Raw genomic sequence first — 17,480 nt, 5'->3', positions numbered from 1 at the left:
ATTCTCCTTTGGCGTAGCGTAGACGGCCGCAACTACTGATAAATGTGCTATGGACGGCGCACCCCAATCACAATCACGCTATTCCGGGGAATAAAATTGCCATTTTCAACTGGCTGACCATTGGCGGTTGCACTAACCACCGTATTTGGCTCCACACTATCGAAATTCGGAATCAGATCTGGGCCTTGCTCGTCGACAATATCCAAGCGTAAATCGCTGCGTCCAGCCAAAATCGCCTCAGCATCGGCTCGTTTAATCCCAATGATATTGGGAAACGTCACCATATCGCCAATACTGACGACCAATTCGATCTCGCTGCCTTGGGCCAATTTCAGCCCCGCTGGGGGATTTTGGCTCAAGACAAAGCCCGCAGGAATTGTCTGATTCGGCGCATCTTTGCGGATCACCTTAAAGCCAGCACGGGTCAGCGTATCCGAAGCAACCTCAAATTGTTGGCGCGTCACATCGTCAATTTCGACTTGAGCGGGGCCTAAACTCAAAGTAAACGGAATAACTGTACCTTTGGCAACTTTGGTTCCAGGCGCAATATCTTGCTCAATCACGGTTGCAGCAGGCGCAAGATCGTTGCGTGGCGCTTTGCGTTGCTCACCAAGTTCAAGTGATTTGAGCAACTCAAGCACTTCGCTCTCGCTTTTACCGACCAATGGTGGCACTTCGACCATTTCTGGGGCGGGCGTTGGCTCGTCGGTTGGCACAACTTGGGTCGCTTGTTTACCACCAAAGGCTTGGGTTATCGAGTCCATCACATCGGTAAACATTAATACGTAGACCAACGCACCAATCCCGACCAACAATAAAATTGCCACAACCCACAAGCCACAGCCAGATGATTGGCGTTTTTCGCTGCTTGGATTCATCGGCACTGGCTGTTGAGCAGCCAATGGCGGGGCATAGTTTTGGCGGGGCCGCGCTTGCGGCGCTGGTTGTTGGCGTGGTGGGCGCACGTCGGCAGGCTCTTGGGCAGTAGGCACACGCCCTACATTCGCCGACGGCACGGCCATGGTTGCTTGGTTGCCGCGCTCGCGATAGAGCCGCAACAATTCGGCAAACGCCCGCGCCGATTGAGGCCGCTGGGCAGGATCTTTGGCCATTGCTTGGAGCACAATCGCCTCAAGCTGGGGCGGAATCGAAGGATTGTAGTTGCGCAAGGCTGGCGGTGTTGCTTGAATATGCTGCAAGGCTACTGCCAATGGCGAATCGCCACTGAACGGCAAACGCCCAGTTAACATCTCATAGGTCAACACGCCCAAGGCATAGACATCGGAAAGCGGGGTTGCACCCAAGCCCTGCGCCTGTTCGGGAGCCAAATAATCGGCAGTGCCAAAGGTCGTGCCTGGGTCGGTTAATGCAGATGATTGCTTGCTTTTGGCGATGCCAAAATCACTCAAGCGTGCATAATCGTTGGAATCGATCAGCACGTTTTGCGGTTTAACATCGCGGTGCACCAAGCCGCTGTCGTGAGCAGCCTGCAAGGCTTCGGCAATTTGGCGCACAATCGCCAGCGTGCGCGGCACAGGCAACGGCGCTTGCAGCTCAATAATCTCTTTAAGGTCAGTGCCTTCGACGTATTCCATCACAATGTAATGAAAATCGCCCTCGGCTTCAATATCATAAACCCGCACAATATTGGGATGATTCAATTGGGCGGCGGCATCGGCTTCGTGCTTAAAGCGGCGCAAAAATTGTTCGTCACTGGCATATTGGCCGTGTAACACTTTAATCGCAACTGGTCGCTTAAGCCGCAAATCGCGCCCAAGATACACCGTTGCCATGCCGCCTTGGCCTAATTTTCGCTCTAATTGATAGCGATTATTGAGAATTCGTGGTTGTTCGCTCATCGCCCCACTACTGCTCCTCGTCGCTCAATGGCGACAGCAACGACTGCTCAGACGCATGCCAAATCGTAACATGCGGGTGCAAATCAGGCTCTTGAACTTTATGTAAATAACAACGCAAGCGTGGCAAGTTAATAATATCGTCGCGATTGTAGCGTAAGAGTAAATCTAACGCTGCTTGATCGTTATAGCTTTCATAGGCTTGCCACAACCGCAAGGCATCGCGGCCATCAAGCCCATGAGTAGAACGCGCAATCCCGATTTTTTGTTCAACAATTTTCAGGCCACCGCGCAAATTCTGGCGACGACATTCGCGCAACAGGTCGCAATGCACAAACTCGCGTTTCAAATCTGCGCCCAAGGCCTTGTAAATAATTGGCAAATCAAAGCTTGCCCCATTAAAGGTAAAGATCGTCTCGACCCCTGCCAACGCCGCATACAAATTAACATCACTAACCCCAGCGCCCACCAACTGAATCGTGCCCCGCTGCGGCAAGTAAATGCCAATTACGCTAATCGTGCGTTGCCATGTTGTTTCAATATCAAGGTATGCGTCCATAATCTGCGAGGGATCAGGAGTCAGGCTCTAGGGTTCAGGATGCAACGGTATCAGAATCCAGGCCAATAATGCACGCTTTCTGATCCCTGGCCCCTAGCCCCTAATCCCTCGTTTACAACTCCAACATTTCGGCAACGTGCAAGGCGCGGATGAGTGAACCGGCTTTGTTGCGCGTTTCGAGATCTTCTAATTTAACATCGCTATCGGCGACAATGCCAGCGCCAGCCTGCATATAGGCCACGCCATCTTTAATCACCATTGTGCGAATAGTAATCGCTGTGTCAAGAGATAAACCGCCAAACGAAACGTAGCCAACACAACCGCCATACGGCCCGCGTTGGCTTGGCTCTAGCTCAGCGATAATTTCCATGGCCCGCACTTTGGGCGCGCCGGTCAACGTGCCAGCAGGGAAACAAGCCCGCAAGGCGTGCAACGGCGAGTAGCGTGCTGTATCGAGCGTGCCTTTAACCACCGAAACCAAGTGCATCACATGCGAATATTTTTCAATTTGCATAAACTTGGGCACATGCACACTGCCAGGCAACGAAACCCGCCCCACATCGTTGCGCCCAAGATCAACCAACATCAAGTGTTCGGCGCGCTCTTTTTCGTCGGCCAACAATTCGGCCTGCATGCGCGCTTCGTCATCTGCATCGCGGCCACGGCGACGGGTGCCCGCAATCGGGTGGGTTTCAATAATGCCATCTTCAACCCGCACCAACATTTCGGGCGAAGCGCCAATAATCGCCGCATCAGGCACATTCAAAAAGAACATGTATGGCGATGGATTGACCGTGCGCAAGGCGCGATAGACCGCGAATGGCTCAGCATCGGTTTCGCGCTGAAAGCGCTGCGATAACACCACTTGAAAAATATCGCCAGCCCGAATATATTCGCGGGCCTTTTCAATTGCTGCGCTAAATTCACCAAACGATTGATTGGATTGCAATGCTTCGTTGAGTTCAGGCAAGCTTGGCGAGGCGGCGCTTGAGCTATACACTTCGGGAGCCAATGGGCGTACCAATTTCTTGGTCATGGCTTCGATGGCGGCGTTAGCTTCGGCAAATTGGGTTGCCAAATCATGGGCCGGATCGAACACCAGTGTGCTCATAATTTTGATTGTGTGGCGCACATGGTCAAAAGCCAAAACCGTTTTGACCACCATCCACACGCCATCGGGAATTTGCAAAGGGCGCAGGGTTGGCGCGGGCAAACGTTCAAAGGTACGCACCGTTTCATAGCCCAAAAAACCAACCGCCCCGCCAGTAAAGCGCGGCAAATCTGGCTGAGGCGCGGGATTTGCCTTTTGCGAGCCAACCACCAAGCGCTCTAATTGATCAAGCGTCGTCAGATCGTCGTAGCTGGTGCGCTCGCCGTTGGCAGTTTCGATGATACTTTGCTGGCCAAGGCCGCGAATAATTAAATGCGGCTCGCAGCCAATAAACGAATAGCGGCCAATTTGCTCGCCACCCTCAACACTTTCAAGCAAGAAACTATAGTGGCCCTGAGCAACCTTCAAATAGGCCGAAACTGGCGTTTCCAAATCGGCGACTAACTCACGGTAGACTGCACATTGGGTGTAGCCAGCCGCAGCCCATGCTTGCACTTGTTCAAATGTTGGCGAAGCCATGAACGCTCCCTAAAACTATAGCAAGAGGGGTCAGGGTTCAGCTGCTAGGGATCAGGGAGAAGAATATTAAAAAAGAGCACTTAACAACGCAGCGTCCATCCTGACCCCTAAACCCTAGCCCCTGATCCCTAAATATAATACATCGGTGAATCGAGTTGCTGGTGTTTGCGTTGGCAGAGATCAGCAATCGTCATTTCGCTAAGATGCGTTTCGATCACGGCGCGTAATTCGCCCCAAACTTCGCCCAACAAACCTGCATCGAAGGTATCGAGGCTGGCACCTTCGGGGGTTGGCAACAATGGCCCTTCCAACACCAAAATGGCATCAAGCAAGCTAATCGCTTGAGGTGGGCGGGCCAATTGATGACCACCTTGCGGGCCACGCACACTGGTAATCAGGCCAGCCTTGCGCAATGCGATTAACAATTGATTGAGATAATTTTCGGAGATTGCTTGGCGTTCAGCAATATCGTGGCTTTGCACCAAGCCCTCGCCATAGTGTTGAGCCAAATCGAATAATGCTCGCACGCCATATTCACCTTTGGTTGATAATCGCATTCTGCCTCATTGCTGCTATAAACAATCATTTCAGATAGCCGCCATGCTAGCATTATGAACCAGAGAAGTCAAAAGCCATGCTTTAAATTGGCCGCCACCATGGGCAGCAATTTGGGCTTTGCTCCGATTGAATTGCTTGCTCCACTTTGCACTCGGTGTAGGGTCGAAAAATACAGTTGGCACAACAGCGCACCGCCACATGGCAACGCCAACAAAAGGTAGCGCTGGCATACAATTGGGCATCGCAGGCATAACACGAAACTGGCAACTCGGCTAGTTGGCTTAAACTCAACGGCTCCGGCGGGTTCCACGGCGCTAGCTCTGGCTCGGCAACCACTGGCGTAACAACGCTACCCCGCAACTGAGCCAAACCGCGAATTGCCGCATGATTATAGGGATTGATCGCTAAAACCCGCTCCAAGCAGGCAATTTGCTGCTCTGGCAGCTCCACCGCGCCACTCAACCAGAGCAAGGCATGCTCGTGATAGGGTTCGAGCGCTAAAACTTGGGTCAGATAAATGCGCGCACTGCGCCGGTCGCCAGCATATAACGCCGCCACCGCTGTCTCTAACAACGCTGCCGCTTGATCAGAAGTCATCGATTGCGTCCCTCTCTATGACGAGTTAGGCTGAATTGAGGGCTGCTAACGCCGCCACGATCACTGCATCCTGCTCTGGTAGCACAGTCCGCAGATCAAGGATTAGGCGCTGCGCATGGATTCGGCCAACAATGGGTGGGTCGTTGGCACGAAGTTGGGCGCTCAAAGTTTCAGCCACACCATCAAGGGCAAGCCCTAGGCTTGGCAAACTTGAGCCAGGCAGCGAACCTCCGCCAATGGTAGCATGAGTTGCCACAACTTGGGCAGCAGGATAGGCGGCCAGCAGCGGGCTTGCGCGCTGCTCAAGCTCAGCAAGCGAACAGCCAAGCATACGCCAAATTGGAATCTCGCTGGCAGCACGTTGAGTTTCATAGGCCATGAGGGTTGCGCTCAAAGCAGCAATTGTCAATTTATCAACTCGCAGCGCTCGCAGCAAGGGATGTTTGCGCAATTGATCGATCAGGCTACGTTTGCCCACAATGAGGCCTGCTTGCGGGCCGCCAAGCAATTTATCGCCACTAAACACCACCAAATCTGCTTGATCGTTAATCAGTTGTTGCACGGTTGGCTCAGCAGCCAAGCCAAAGCTTGTCGTATCTAATAACGCGCCACTGCCAAGATCGCAAATCAAGAGTTTCTGGTGCTCATGGGCGGCTTGGGCCAATTCGGCGACGCTTGGCTCGTGGGTAAAACCCAGCACTTGAAAATTCGAAGCATGCACATGCAGTAGCGCCGCCGTTTGCGCGCCAATCGCCGCTGTATAATCGGCCAAATAGCTACGATTGGTCGTGCCAACATCAACTAAAGTGCAGCCACTTTGGCGCAAAATATCGGGAATCCGAAAACCGCCGCCAATTTCCACCGCATGGCCGCGACTGACGATCACCTCGCGGCCTTGGGCAAAGCAACTCAAGCACAGCAACATCGCCGCCGCCGCATTATTGACCACCAAGCCTGCTTCAGCTCTTGTCAAACGTTGCAGTTGCGGCTCCAACAAGCTATTACGCGAGCCACGTTCGCCTTGATCAATATCGTATTCGAGATTGCTATAGCCAGCGCTGGCGCTGATGATTGCTTGTTGCGCGGCAGCACTCAGTGGCGCACGCCCAAGATTGGTGTGGATCAGTACGCCAGTCGCGTTGATAACATGGCGCAATGGCAGCTGTTGGCGTTGGCGAATTAAATGCTCAGCATGAGCCACAATCTGGGCGATTGATTGCTGGGGATTGCCAGCCCGCAGCGCTTGACGGGCATGCTCAAGGCTGGCTCGGGCTGCATCAAGTAACCATTGGGCAGGCACATTGGGAAAGCCTTCTGCAAGCAAACCAAGCAGCCGATGCACCGCTGGCAAATCGCGCAAACTCACCGCTGAGCCTCAGGAGATCGGCGACGGCTCAGGCCGTGGCAAAGGATACACGACCGTCGGCTCAACTCCGGTATTGGTCACGGTTGGTAGATCTTGGGTTGGCTGCTCAGTTGGGCCATTGGTTGGGGTTGGTGGTGGCACATCCGTTGGCGTAGCAGGCACATCCGTTGGCACCACTGGCGTAGCCGATGGCACAACCGTGGTTGGCGCGGTAGTTCGGGTTGGCGGCACTGTTCGGGTTGGAATCCGCGTTCTGGTTGGGATTGGGCTAGGCACGGTCGCACTTGGCTCAGGCGTGGCACTGGGCTGCTCGGTTGGCGCATCGGTTGGGGTTGGTTCAGGCGTGTTAGTTGGAATCGCCGTCGGAATCCGCGTCGATTCGGGCACAAACGGCCCTGATAAGCTGCTGGTTTGGGTTGCGGTTGGCAGCGAAACCAAGCCGCGCGTGCCTTGGCCCATGCGCTGCCAAAAAACAATGCCCAAAACAGCAAGGGTTATAATGATCGCAACCGGATAAATCACTTTTAAAGGATCGCTGGTTGTGGCCGTGCGCAAGACTGGTCGTGTGCGCATGCGAGGCCGCGCAGCATTGCTATTGCTATTACTTGCTGCTTGGGGCCTTGGTCGCGATTGAGTTTGAGCCGCTTGCTGCTGCGCTTGGGGCCGTGGCTGAGCGCTTGGCGCAACCCGGGCAGTTGGGTTGGGATTACTTGGGCGTGGCACTGGTTGCGGCACGGGCGTGGCTGGACGCGCTTGCGGCTGAATCGCCCCAACATCGGTTTGAGCGCTGGGGTCGCTTTGGCGTTGCAACGCAGGCAGCGCATTGATCGCCACCGTGGCTTTGCCAGCCGACGAGCCAGCTGGAACCGCCAAGCCCTTTAATTCGTCCTTGCTTGGAATTGTAATTCCAACCCTGCTGGAGAGCGTGCGCAAGGCATCGATAAACGCGACTGCCGAGGGTGGACGCTCGCTTGGTTGTTTGGCCAACGCTCGTTCAAAAACTTTATCAAAGGCTGCTGGCAAGCCAGGCACAAGGCTGGTTATCGCTGGTGGCGGCGTGTAGGTGTGAGCAACCAGCAACTCTGGAACCGTTCCAGTAAAGGGAACTTGGCCAGTGATCACTTCAAAGGCCACAATCCCTAAGGAGTATAAATCGGAGCGGCCATCAACCAACTGCGCCGAAGCTTGCTCGGGCGCGATATATTCTGGCGTGCCCATAAACATGCCGGCGCGGGTTAGACGCTTTTCATTGACAACAGGAGCTTGAGCAATGCCGAAGTCGGTCAACAAAACCCGACCATCAGCATTCAGCAAAATATTGTGGGGTTTGACATCGCGATGAACTGCCTGCTGCGAATGGGCATAATCCAGCGCTTCGGCCACTGGCATCAACAATGCTACGGCATAGCCAAGACCCAGCGCACCTTGTTCATCGATCACAGCTTGCAGCGAACGGCCAGCAATATATTCCATGGCGATGTAGGGCAAGCCTTCAGCCTCGCCAACATCGAAAATCGTGACGATACTGGGATGATGCAGATTGCCCGCCGTAATCGCCTCGCGCTCAAAGCGCTGGCTCGATTCGGGATCACTCGCAAGCTGGGGCGCAAGAATTTTTAACGCAACCGTGCGTTGCAAGGTGGTATCTGTTGCCCGAAAAACGCGGGCCATGCCACCTCGCCCAACTTCGTTGTGTAAAATATACTTGCCAAATTGGCGACCATTCCAAGAAGTCAAACGCCCGCTCCTTGCGCCTCTAGCGCATTCAGAAGCCCTATGTTAGAATCGCGTCACATTCTATCATAGCCCTTTTGCTTTGTCTCTGACTAAGACTCTAGCATACCATACCACGCCTCTCCATGCATCGTGTGTTTGAGGAGGAATTTTTATGAACGATCAGCCAGTGCCATCGCTGACAATTAAAAACCAAGATGTCCCACCTCGGCTCATGCCGTGGGAACAAACAATTCTCACCATTGGGCGCGATGTAGCCAACGATATTGTCATCGATCATCGTTTAGCCTCGCGCCGTCACGCCCGCTTAGAACGCGATGAAGCCGGCTGTTATATTCGCGATCTCGATAGCACCAACGGAACCTATTTAAATGGCGTAAAGGTCAATGGCCTCGCGCCATTACGCAATAACGACGAAGTGTGGGTCGCCGATACGGTGATCATTTTCCGCGATCCCGAAGCCACGATGAAGGGCACGCCGCCCCCAGTCGTCATGCATCGAATCGCGAGCCAGGATCAGGCTGAATTGCACGTTGATAGCGCTGCCAAAGAGGTCTATGTTCGTGGCAAACGGCTTGATCCACAGCTCACCGCCAAGGAGTTTCAATTGCTCGAATTGCTGTACAACCGCCGTGGCGAAGTTGTCAGCAAAGAGCAAATTGCTATCGGCGTGTGGGATTATGAGGTCTACGATTATAACGCCATCGATGCCTTGATCTATCGCTTGCGCCAGCGGATCGAGATCGATCCATCTGCGCCACGCTTTGTGCTCACCGTGCGCGGTTTTGGCTATAAGTTGAGTTTAGATTAACGCCAAAGCCCTCACCCCCCAACCCCCTCTCCCACTGAACGCGGGCGAGGGGGAGCACCTTCCAGCACCAGTCATTCACCCAACGCAAAGCCCCTCTCCCGTTGGACGGGAGAGGGGTTGGGGTGAGGGGATCTGAAGGTGAGGAAACATTTTATGGCACGAGTTATGATTAACCCTTGATACTGCTCGTTTGTGCAACTTCGAGCACGCAATCAGAGTCAGATTGAGTAGCACGCTGCTCATAGAGATAAGGACACAGCCATGGCCCATGTTGGCGCTCAATCAATTCTTGGCGAACGTGAAGCTGAGCTTCGGGCGACCGAACAAAGCTTATTTGATCGTTTGCATCACGCTTTGGAGCAATTTGGGGCCGATGTGACCGCCGCCGATGCTGCGCGCTTGCGCGAGGCCACCGAGCAATTGGCTGAACTCTTTTTAATTGTGGTCGCTGGCGAGTTCAACGCTGGCAAATCGAGCTTTATCAATGCCTTGCTTGGCGATCGGGTTTTGCCCGAAGGTGTGACCCCAACCACCGACCGGATCAATATTTTGCGCTTTGGCGAGCAGCCCGATTCGCAATTGCTCGAAGATTTTCTCTTGTTGCGCACCCATCCTGCGCCCTTGCTCGGCGATTTAAATATCGTTGACACGCCAGGCACAAATGCAATTATTCGCCGCCACGAGGAGCTGACCAAGCGCTTTGTGCCGCGCTCGGATTTGGTGTTGTTTATCACCTCGGCAGATCGGCCATTTACCGAGAGTGAACGCACGTTCCTTGAGCATATCCGCGAATGGGGCAAGAAAATCATCTTGGTTGTCAATAAAATTGATATTCTCGATGAAAAAGGCCGCAGCGAGGTGCTGGAATTTGTGCGTAGCAATGCCACCACATTGCTTGGCAGCACGCCCATGATTTTTGCAGTTTCGGCCCGCTCTGCTTTGCGCGCCCGCGAAAACGACGATCCCAAATTGTGGGCCGAAAGTGGCTTCAACGCCATGGAAGAATATTTGTTGCGCACGCTTGATGAAGGCGAACGCGTGCGGCTCAAATTGCTCAATCCCTTGGGCGTTGGCCAAAAACTGGCCACCACCTATCGCACTGCCTCCGATGAGCGCTTGCAAACCCTGAGCGACGATATTAAGGCCATTAACAATATCGAGGGCCAAATTCAGGTCTATAAAGCTGATATGCAGCGTGATTTCACGCCGCGGATTGCTCAGCTCGAAAATCTCATCCATGAGTTTGAGCAACGCGGCCATACCTTTTTCGATGAGCAAATTCGGATTGGCCGCGCCCGCGATTTGATAAAAAAAGATCTGCTTGAGCAACGCTTTCGCGACCAAGTGGTCGGCGACCTCGACGCTGACACCGATCGCATCACCCAGCAAATTATCGATTGGCTGATTGAACGTAATCTCAAGCTTTGGCAAGATGTAAATGCCTATATCGACCGTCGCCAACTTTCGCGCCACAATAGCGAGATGGTTGGCAATGTTGGCCAAAATTTCAATTACAATCGCCAATCGTTGATCGATTCAGTTGGCCGTAGCACCAACCAAATTGTGCAAAGCTACAATCGCGATGCAGAAGCCAAACAATTAGCCATGGATTTGCAAGGCACGATTGCCACAACTGCCTTAACTGGGGTCGGCGCGGTTGGTTTTGGGGCCTTGTTTGTGATTTTGGCCCATGGCGCGTTGCTCGATTTTACCGGCATCAGCCTCAGCGTGTTGGCTGTCGCAGGCGGAGCCTATTTGATTCCGGCCAAGCGTGCCCAAGCCAAGCGTGAGTTTCACAAAAAAGTCAGCGAGTTGCGCGATAAAATTGTGCGTTCGTTGAGCAAACAAGTGTATGCAGAAATCGATCAATCAATCGAACGAGTGACTGAAACGGTTGCACCTTACACACGTTTTGTTAAATATCAAAATGAGCAGCTGCAACAAGCACGCAACGAATTAGCCAGTGTTGAGCAAGCACTTGCCCGTTTACGTGGCGAAATTGAGTCGCTATAAACATCAAAAAATAATTATGTTAAGTATTTTTTATACTTTATCAGCAAATTATCATATATTGGGGCTTGAAATATGCAGCAATCTCGATTAAAGTACCTACCTGTCTAGAGAATTTAGTAGTGTGTAGGAAGGCTTTTTGATGCGTAAGATATTCACTTCGTTGCTGCTGGCAGCTACAATCATCGCACCAAGTTTAATTGCTCCAGCAACTACCAAAGCAGAGACCAATGATATTCCGTATATGAATATTGATTGTAATTCACATTCACTTAATTTTAGCCCTGATTATATGATTGACAACACCGATCCATCAATCAAATACACGGGGGTTTGGCGCTCTGAATCGGGCCATCCGTTGACCAATGCTTATAACGGCACGCAGCATGTGTCCATGGGCGGCGGCTATACGGTTTCGTACACGGTTGTTAATAGCCCCTATAGCTTTGCAATGGGCTATGTGATGCGGCCTGATGGCGGTAAAGTCAGCGTGTTCTACGAAGGCCAATTATTGGGCATTATCGATACCTATTCACCAACCCTGCAAAAAAATTGTGCAGTTGAATTCTACTGGGGTCCAGGCACCGGCAAGTATGAATTCCGCACGATGGCTGCCCACAATCCATTATCGACCGGCTCACGCTTCTTCTTCGATTTCGTCAATCTTGAGCCATAAAAATTAGTAGCGAAAACTTCGATAATATTCTCTAGATCAAAAAGAGCCAAGCGAGCTTGGCTCTTTTTTGCATTAATGTTTCAATTTAGCGGGTGTAGATCATAACTTGTTTGGGCTGCAAGGCGCAGTTCATTGCACCACCCTTGACGCTCAGCTCACCGCCGCCAAGCGCATCGGTCAAGACCTCGCCATCGGCAATCTCAGTTAGGCCCGTTACCGCCACTTCAAGCGGTTTCCATGTGTTGTTAATACACACCACCACGGTATCGTTGCCAGCAGTGCGTTGGAAGGCCCAGCCATCATCAGCCTTGGAGCGGCTTTCGAGGCTGCCGCGTTGCAAGGCTGGGTGGGCTTGACGCAGCTGGTTGAGCTGGCTAATCCATTGATACAACGGCGTAGCGGTTGAATCCAATTCAAAGGCATCTTCACGGTTGAAGGGATCTTTGCAGCCGCTCAGCTCTTGCTCAGTGCCATAATAGACTATTGGAATGCCACGCAAACTATAAAGCACCGCCAACGCTTGTTGCAATTGGGTGGCTTTTTGGTCGTCGGGGCCGCCAGTTGCCACGCATAAGAAGCGCTCGTTATCGTGGTTATCCAAAAATGTGCCATTAACATGGACATTGCGATAGGTTGCATCGGCATTTTCGAGCACGCGCTGAATCACCAGCAGGGTACGCCCGCCAACCAAGCTTTCTTTGAAGGCGCTGTGCAATGGATAATCCAAAATTGCATCGTTATATTCGCTGTAGGGCGCAACATAGCCAGCATCGCTGCTAAATACTTCGGCCAGCGAGAAGGTGTTCGCCGCTTGATCAAACTCGCGCAGAAAATCTTTGGGCAGATGTTTGGCGGTATCGACCCGCATGCCATCAAGCCCAGTTTCGCTTTTGAGCCACGCAATCCATTTGAGCAATTCAGCACGGGTTGCGGGATTATCCTGATCTAAATCATCAAGCCCCAGCAAATCGCCATCTTCGACTTCTTGTTGATTGCCATAATTTTGAATGTTGCCCTTGTTGTGATACCACGTCGGGTCGTCGAACGGTGGAGCAGCCTTCGAGCCGGGCAAGAAATCGCCCATGTGGTTTGGCACAACGTCGAGCATCACCAACATATCGCGTTTGTGGGCTTCGCTCACCAGCTCACGCAATTCTTCAAGCGTGCCAAAATGCGGGTCGATTTGATAGGGGTCGTACTGCCAGTAGCCATGGTAGGCATTGATTGAATTTTGCTTGCTGACTGGCGTGATCCAAATGGCGCCAAAGCCCATGCCTTTGATGTAATCGAGGCGTTGGATAATGCCGCGAAAATCGCCGCCATGCCAACGCCGAGGGTCGTTACGATCAGAAGCAAAACCATCAGCATTGTCGTTGCTGGGGTCGCCATTGGCAAAGCGATCGGTCATAATAAAATAAATTGAACGGCCAGCCCAACGCTCATCATCGGCAGTGAAGATCGGTGCAGTTGGTTTGCTTGGCAATGGAGTTGGTGTAGTTTGGTTGGCAACAACACTAGGCGTAATTTCGGTCGTTGCGGTTGGATTCAGGGCTTGCGTTGTAGGCGAGGCTTGGCTGGTTGCCGGCGCAGGAACGCTGGTTGGCGTTGCTTGGCCACCACAGCCAACGATGATTCCCGCTAAAAGCATGCCACTCAAAAGCTTCTTCATAGGTATTCCTTCACTAGCAGAGTGCTTCGGCTATTGTAGCGGGATTTGAACCACGAAGAGCACGAAGAATGGGAACCACGAAGGACGCGAAGAACACGAAGGGCATTTTTGCCACGAATTCCACGAAGCATGTTCCGATAGCCAAGAGCCAATAGCCTTCATCCCTCATCCTTCATCCTTCATCCTTCGGTTCTCTGCACCTCTGCGTTAAATTCCCGATTCCTGGCCCCTGACAACTAGCCCCTCGATTTAATCCAGCTGCGGCTGATCAAACGTACCATCGGGCTTGACTGGAAAATCGACGATTTTCACGACAGCATCGAGGTTGAGCGGGCCGTAAATATGCGGAAATTGCATGCCCGTTTCGTAGCAATCTTCGTAGACCAATTTGGCTTGGAGCAAAGCAGGATCGATACACAACAATTGTAATCCAGCTTGGCCGCGATAAAACGAATTGGCTGGAGTTAACACTTGCTCAAGCGTTGAACAATGAATAAAGCCTTCGTCGCCCAACGAGGCTGGGCGATATTCGCCAGCAGCTACGGCATGTTGCCATTCTTCTGGCGAAATAATATGTAAAAGCATAATGTTCCTTGAATGATTAATGTTCAATGCGGCGCATGCTGTGAGTGCATACGCCGCATTGAGCTTCGATTAAGCGACTTTGCTGATGCCAAGGCTCAGTTTGCCTTGTTCCAACTCCATTGTGCTGGTGTGTTGGTTGGCGCTGGCATCGCCAACGCTCAGGTTTTCGCACAAGGTTTCGGCCTTGATGTAATCGGCATATTCAGCCACAACTGCTGCCAAATCGACTTCGCTGCCTAAAGTAGCGTTGATCTTATCGGTGATCGCCAAATCGGCTGCTTTGCGGGCATCGTTGAGGTTGCGCACGATTTCTCGGGCGATGCCTTCGCGTAGCAATTCGTCGGTCAAGGTTGTGACCAAAGCCACCAACAAGCCTTCGCCTTCGGCCACAGCGTAGCCTTCTGGCGATGAAGCTTCCATCAGCACATCGTCGGCAGCCAAGGTGAGGGTTTGGCCTTCGACCTCGACCTCGAAGCTTGCGCCAGTTTCAACTTTATGCGCTGCATCGGCTGCTTGTTCGCTGCTGAGGCCAGCCAAGACTTCGCGTAAGGCTGGCACAAGCTTGCCAAACTTCTTGCCTACTGAGCGCAAGTTGGGTTTGAAGCGATAACTGACCAAGCCATCGCCAACACCCAGCCAGCGCACCGCCTTGATGTTCAGTTCGTCGCTGAGTTCGGCGCTCAATTCAGCCAGTTGCTCACCGCGTGGCAAACGCACCAGCACTTCGCTCAGCGGTTGGCGCACGCGCATGCCAGCGTTTTTGCGCGCGGCACGGCCCAAACTGACGGCTTTGAGCAACAGGTCGGTCTTGCGGATCAATTCATCATCAATCAAGCTCAAATCGGCTTCTGGGAACAAGGCCATATGCACGCTCTCAGCGGCGTTTTGGTCGTAGCTGCGCACCAAGTTTTGATACAGCGATTCGGCCACAAATGGCGTGAAGGGAGCCATCAGCTTGCTGATCGTCACCAAACATGTGTATAAGGTTGAATAGGCAGCTTGCTTATCGCCATTCATCTCGCTGCCCCAGAAGCGCCGCCGATTGCGCCGCACATACCAGTTCGAAAGCTCGTCAACGAATTGTTCGAGCCGCTTGGCGGGCGTGTTCATGTCGTAATTGGTCAGATCGTTGCGCACATCGCGCACCAAACCGTTGAGCCGCGCCAAGGCCCAGCGATCGATCGCTGCCAAATCGCCTTGGGCAACTTCTGGTGTCCAGCCATCGACATTGGCATAGGTTGTGAAAAAGCTATAGGTATTCCACAAGGTCAACAAGAACTGGCGCAACGATTCGCTGACCAGATCGGCTGAGAAACGGCGTGGGTTGTAGGGCTGGCCTGCGGCAAACATATACCAGCGCACCGCATCAGCGCCATACTTCTCGACCACTTCCCATGGCGAAACGATGTTGCCCTTGGATTTGGACATCTTATCGCCTTTGCCATCCAACAAGTGACCCAAACAGATCACATTTTTGTAGGCTGGGCGATCAAACAGCAAGGTCGAAACCGCGTGCAAGGTATAGAACCAACCACGGGTTTGATCGATGGCTTCCGAGATGAAATCGGCTTGGCCAGCAACCTCAAACAGTTCTTGATTTTCAAATGGATAATGCCACTGAGCGACGGGCATTGCGCCTGAATCAAACCAACAATCAGCTACATCGGGGATGCGCTGCATCGTGCCCGCTTCACAAGCATGGCATGACCACGTTGGCGCATCAACGAATGGGCGGTGCATATCCAGATTGGCGGTATCTTGGCCCCAACGTTCGCCAAGCTCAGCCAACGAGCCAACCACATCAACATGTTGGCAAGTATCGCAGGCCCAAACTGGCAGCGGCGTGCCCCAATAGCGCTCGCGGCTGATCGCCCAGTCAATGTTATTTTCGAGCCAATTGCCAAAACGCCCAGCTTGGATATGCTCAGGCACCCAATTGATCTTTTTGTTATTGTCGATCAATTGTTGCTTCAAGGCCGTTGTGCGGATGTACCACGATTGCTTGGCATAGAACAGCAACGGCGTTTTACAGCGCCAACAGAATGGATAGGTGTGCAGCACGCGGCCAGATTTGAACAACGCGCCTTGTTCTTTCAAATAACGGGTGATTTTGGAATCAGCCTCTTTGAAGAACAAGCCAGCAAAGCCAAGGCTTTCAAAGCTACTCAACACTTTGCCCGCCAAATCGACCGAGAACAAGGTTGGCAAGCCATACTTGCGGCCAATTTCCAAGTCGCCATAGGCTGGTGCGATGTGCACAATGCCCGTGCCGTCTTCCAACGAAACGAATTCATCGGCAACAACGCGATAGGCACTGCTTAAATCGATCGCTGCGCCATTATCACCAACGCCAGCGAAGAGCGGCGTATAGCGCAAGCCCTGCAAATCGGCACCAGTAAAGCTGGCGACGGTAGTAGCACCCTCGCCCAAAACCGCGCCAACCAAAGCTTCGGCAACGATATAGCGTTGGCCTTCGTGCTCAGCCAGCACATAGGTTGCCTCAGGATTGACCGCCAAACCAGCGTTGGCTGGCAACGTCCACGGCGTGGTTGTCCAAGCCAAAAAGGCTGCATCAGCCACTTGGGAATCCAAGGCATGGTTGTTTGGCGTATGCTTGAAGCGAATCCAAACCGACGGATCATCAGTGTTATCTTGGTAGCCTTGAGCCACTTCGTGATCAGAGAGCGATGTACCACAGCGTGGGCAATGCATCGTGACTTTATAATCACGATACAGCAATTCGCGCTCGTGCAATTGCTTGAAGATCCACCACAGCGACTCGATATACTTGTTGTCGTAGGTGATGTAAGGATCTTCGAGATCGATCCAGAAGGCGATGCGCTGAGTCAGCTTTTCCCATTCTTGGATGTAATCCCAGACTGATTGACGGCAGGCAGCATTAAATTCAGTGATGCCATATTTTTCGATGTCTGGTTTGCCCGCGAAACCAAGTTTCTTTTCAACTTCGAGTTCAACTGGTAGGCCGTGAGTATCCCAGCCACCGCGTGCGCCGATGACCTTTTTGCCAAGCATGCGGTTGAAGCGCACCATAATATCTTTCGACGAACGAGCCTCAACGTGGTGAATTCCAGGCCGACCATTGGCAGTTGGCGGCCCTTCAAAAAAGACAAACGGACGTGAAGCATCGCCATGGGCTAGCGTCTTTTTGACGATGCCATGAGCCTCCCACCAAGCGGCGATCTCATCCTCAAGCGTCGGAAACGACACCTTGGGATCAACTGCTGCAAACGCCATTGTTGACTCCTCGTTGACTAAAAAACACAAAGCCCCGCCCCACATTGCTGGGACGAGGTTATCGAAAAGACCTCGCGGTACCACCCTGCTTGATAGCCGTTTGCACGAGCTACCCACTTTAAGCCGTTGCCATCACAACGTCATCCCGATAACGGGGGATACCCGGTTCGCTTA

At 52.6% G+C, this 17,480-nt stretch carries 13 protein-coding genes; 3 read left to right on the top strand and 10 right to left on the bottom strand.

Annotated elements, in window-relative coordinates; genetic code table 11:
• Positions 1-47 precede the first annotated feature (47 nt).
• The 7 genes from pknB to ACFMKP_RS03800 form a co-directional block, all read right to left on the bottom strand.
• Entirely contained in the window at positions 48-1,859 is a 1,812-nt protein-coding gene (gene pknB, locus ACFMKP_RS03830) for a Stk1 family PASTA domain-containing Ser/Thr kinase (protein WP_382289212.1), read from the bottom strand.
• Between the two features lie 7 nt (positions 1,860-1,866).
• Complete coding sequence (locus tag ACFMKP_RS03825) at positions 1,867-2,415, bottom strand: ribonuclease H-like domain-containing protein (protein ID WP_382289210.1); 549 nt, start codon at positions 2,413-2,415, stop codon at positions 1,867-1,869.
• Between the two features lie 112 nt (positions 2,416-2,527).
• Positions 2,528-4,045: an anthranilate synthase component I gene (trpE, locus tag ACFMKP_RS03820; protein WP_382289208.1), complete on the bottom strand. Its 1,518-nt coding sequence runs from the start codon at positions 4,043-4,045 to the stop codon at positions 2,528-2,530.
• Between the two features lie 128 nt (positions 4,046-4,173).
• Entirely contained in the window at positions 4,174-4,602 is a 429-nt protein-coding gene (locus ACFMKP_RS03815) for an Rrf2 family transcriptional regulator (protein ID WP_110518562.1), read from the bottom strand.
• A gap of 82 nt (positions 4,603-4,684) precedes the next feature.
• Positions 4,685-5,200 carry a tetratricopeptide repeat protein gene (locus ACFMKP_RS03810; protein ID WP_382289206.1) on the bottom strand — a complete coding sequence of 172 codons (516 nt, stop codon included), beginning with the start codon at positions 5,198-5,200 and terminating at the stop codon, positions 4,685-4,687.
• A gap of 25 nt (positions 5,201-5,225) precedes the next feature.
• Complete coding sequence (gene selA / locus ACFMKP_RS03805; protein ID WP_382289203.1) at positions 5,226-6,566, bottom strand: L-seryl-tRNA(Sec) selenium transferase; 1,341 nt, start codon at positions 6,564-6,566, stop codon at positions 5,226-5,228.
• A 9-nt stretch (positions 6,567-6,575) separates the two neighbouring features.
• Positions 6,576-8,303 carry a protein kinase gene (locus tag ACFMKP_RS03800; RefSeq protein WP_382289201.1) on the bottom strand — a complete coding sequence of 576 codons (1,728 nt, stop codon included), beginning with the start codon at positions 8,301-8,303 and terminating at the stop codon, positions 6,576-6,578.
• Positions 8,304-8,454: 151 nt separating this feature from the next.
• On the opposite strand from ACFMKP_RS03800, the gene ACFMKP_RS03795 reads away from it, so the two are divergent.
• The 3 genes from ACFMKP_RS03795 (at position 8,455) to ACFMKP_RS03785 (ending at position 11,797) form a co-directional block, all read left to right on the top strand.
• Entirely contained in the window at positions 8,455-9,111 is a 657-nt protein-coding gene (locus ACFMKP_RS03795) for a winged helix-turn-helix domain-containing protein (RefSeq protein ID WP_382289199.1), read from the top strand.
• A gap of 261 nt (positions 9,112-9,372) precedes the next feature.
• Entirely contained in the window at positions 9,373-11,124 is a 1,752-nt protein-coding gene (locus ACFMKP_RS03790) for a dynamin family protein (RefSeq protein ID WP_382289197.1), read from the top strand.
• A 139-nt stretch (positions 11,125-11,263) separates the two neighbouring features.
• A complete protein-coding gene (locus ACFMKP_RS03785) occupies positions 11,264-11,797 on the top strand; it encodes a hypothetical protein (protein ID WP_382289195.1) in 534 nt (177 codons plus the stop codon).
• An 85-nt stretch (positions 11,798-11,882) separates the two neighbouring features.
• Here the strand turns inward: ACFMKP_RS03785 and ACFMKP_RS03780 are convergent, their stop codons facing one another.
• From ACFMKP_RS03780 to ileS, 3 genes are all read right to left on the bottom strand, one after another.
• Entirely contained in the window at positions 11,883-13,466 is a 1,584-nt protein-coding gene (locus ACFMKP_RS03780; RefSeq protein WP_382289193.1) for an alpha-amylase family glycosyl hydrolase, read from the bottom strand.
• A 249-nt stretch (positions 13,467-13,715) separates the two neighbouring features.
• Positions 13,716-14,051, bottom strand: coding sequence for a DUF952 domain-containing protein (locus ACFMKP_RS03775; RefSeq protein ID WP_382289191.1), 336 nt, complete (start codon positions 14,049-14,051; stop codon positions 13,716-13,718).
• 69 nt (positions 14,052-14,120) lie between these two features.
• A complete protein-coding gene (gene ileS, locus ACFMKP_RS03770; RefSeq protein ID WP_382289189.1) occupies positions 14,121-17,306 on the bottom strand; it encodes an isoleucine--tRNA ligase in 3,186 nt (1,061 codons plus the stop codon).
• Positions 17,307-17,480 lie beyond the last annotated feature (174 nt).

The organism is Herpetosiphon sp. NSE202, assembly GCF_042688385.1.
Lineage (GTDB): Bacteria > Chloroflexota > Chloroflexia > Chloroflexales > Herpetosiphonaceae > Herpetosiphon.
This window is presented reverse-complemented; position numbering and strand designations above follow the sequence as displayed.

Excerpts from the sequence above, each read along its gene's own strand:
- pknB (WP_382289212.1), bottom strand. The coding sequence starts at position 1,859 with ATGAGCGAACAACCACGAATTCTCAATAATCGCTATCAATTAGAGCGA.
- ACFMKP_RS03825 (WP_382289210.1), bottom strand. The coding sequence starts at position 2,415 with ATGGACGCATACCTTGATATTGAAACAACATGGCAACGCACGATTAGC.
- trpE (WP_382289208.1), bottom strand. The coding sequence starts at position 4,045 with ATGGCTTCGCCAACATTTGAACAAGTGCAAGCATGGGCTGCGGCTGGC.
- ACFMKP_RS03815 (WP_110518562.1), bottom strand. The coding sequence starts at position 4,602 with ATGCGATTATCAACCAAAGGTGAATATGGCGTGCGAGCATTATTCGAT.
- ACFMKP_RS03810 (WP_382289206.1), bottom strand. The coding sequence starts at position 5,200 with ATGACTTCTGATCAAGCGGCAGCGTTGTTAGAGACAGCGGTGGCGGCG.
- ACFMKP_RS03795 (WP_382289199.1), top strand. The coding sequence starts at position 8,455 with ATGAACGATCAGCCAGTGCCATCGCTGACAATTAAAAACCAAGATGTC.
- ACFMKP_RS03790 (WP_382289197.1), top strand. The coding sequence starts at position 9,373 with ATGGCCCATGTTGGCGCTCAATCAATTCTTGGCGAACGTGAAGCTGAG.
- ACFMKP_RS03785 (WP_382289195.1), top strand. The coding sequence starts at position 11,264 with ATGCGTAAGATATTCACTTCGTTGCTGCTGGCAGCTACAATCATCGCA.
- ACFMKP_RS03780 (WP_382289193.1), bottom strand. The coding sequence starts at position 13,466 with ATGAAGAAGCTTTTGAGTGGCATGCTTTTAGCGGGAATCATCGTTGGC.
- ACFMKP_RS03775 (WP_382289191.1), bottom strand. The coding sequence starts at position 14,051 with ATGCTTTTACATATTATTTCGCCAGAAGAATGGCAACATGCCGTAGCT.
- ileS (WP_382289189.1), bottom strand. The coding sequence starts at position 17,306 with ATGGCGTTTGCAGCAGTTGATCCCAAGGTGTCGTTTCCGACGCTTGAG.